Here is a 1,253-nt window from a genome sequence, read left to right as displayed (position 1 = left end):
AGGGTGGTGCAGGTCTCGGCCTCGCTGGCCGCCGAATGGCAGGCGGTGCAGATCATCCGCGCCGACGGCGCCCGCGTCGCGGATCTGCGCCCGCTGGTGCGGCTGAACGTCTCGGTGGTGGTGGAAAAGGACGGACGGCGCGAAAGCGGCGGCCACGGCATGGGCGGCCGCTATTCCTATACCCGCCTGCTGGACGAGGCCGTGTGGAAGGGTGCGGTGGACGAGGCGTTGCGCATGGCGCTGGTCAATCTGGACGCCGTCCCGGCCCCGGCGGGCGAGATGGAGGTGGTATTGGGATCGGGCTGGCCCGGCATCCTGCTGCACGAGGCCGTGGGCCACGGGCTGGAGGGCGATTTCAACCGCAAGGGCACCTCGGCCTTCGCCGGGCTGATGGGCCGGCGCGTCGCCGCCGCCGGCGTCACCGTGGTGGATGACGGCACGCTGCCCGACCGGCGCGGCAGCCTGACGGTCGATGACGAGGGCACGCCGTCGGGCCGCACGGTGATGATCGAGGACGGAATCCTGACCGGCTATATCCAGGACCGGCTGAATGCCCGGCTGATGGGCGTGCGCCCCACCGGCAACGGGCGGCGCCAATCCTATGCCCATGCGCCGATGCCGCGCATGACCAACACGATCATGCTGGGCGGCGACGCCACGACCGAGGAGATGATCCGCTCGACCCGGCGCGGGCTGTATGCGGTGAATTTCGGCGGCGGCCAGGTGGACATCACCTCGGGCAAGTTCGTCTTCGCGGCGTCCGAGGCCTATCTGATCGAGGACGGCCGCGTCACCGCCCCGGTGCGCGGCGCCACCCTGATCGGCAACGGCGCCGACGCGATGACCAAGGTCTCGATGATCGGCGGCGACATGGCGCTGGACCCCGGCATCGGCACCTGCGGCAAGAGCGGGCAGGGGGTTCCGGTCGGCGTGGGCCAGCCCACCCTGAAAATGACCGGCCTGACCGTGGGCGGCACCGGCGCCTGATCGGCGCGGGGCTTTTTGCCCCGGGTGAGCCCTGGGGTGGCGAGGGCCAGGGGTGGGACCCCGTGGCCGACCGCGATCACGCCCGATCCATCGCCCGGCGCATCGCGGCGATCACGGCCGGCAGCCCGTCGAAGATCGCCTGGCCGATCAGGAAATGCCCGATATTCAGTTCGACGACCTGCGGCAGCGCCGCGATGGGCCCGACCTTCTCATAGGTCAGGCCGTGGCCGGCATGCACTTCCAGCCCCGCCGCCCCGGCCGCCGCC

2 protein-coding genes are annotated in these 1,253 nt (G+C 71.5%); one reads left to right on the top strand and one right to left on the bottom strand.

Going from position 1 to position 1,253, the window contains the following annotated elements; translation table 11 throughout:
• Positions 1–987 (top strand): metallopeptidase TldD-related protein (locus tag HUK84_RS18935; protein WP_176641603.1); only part of this gene is annotated, 987 nt, incomplete at its 5' end.
• A 76-nt stretch (positions 988–1,063) separates the two neighbouring features.
• Here the strand turns inward: HUK84_RS18935 and HUK84_RS18930 are convergent.
• Positions 1,064–1,253 (bottom strand): pyridoxine 5'-phosphate synthase (locus HUK84_RS18930; RefSeq protein ID WP_176641602.1); only part of this gene is annotated, 190 nt, incomplete at its 5' end.

Origin of the sequence: Nguyenibacter vanlangensis, from assembly GCF_013376155.1 — a bacterium.
GTDB classification, from domain to species: domain Bacteria; phylum Pseudomonadota; class Alphaproteobacteria; order Acetobacterales; family Acetobacteraceae; genus Gluconacetobacter; species Gluconacetobacter vanlangensis.
The sequence above is the reverse complement of the archived record's forward strand: the minus strand, read 5'-3'. Positions and strand labels throughout refer to the sequence as shown.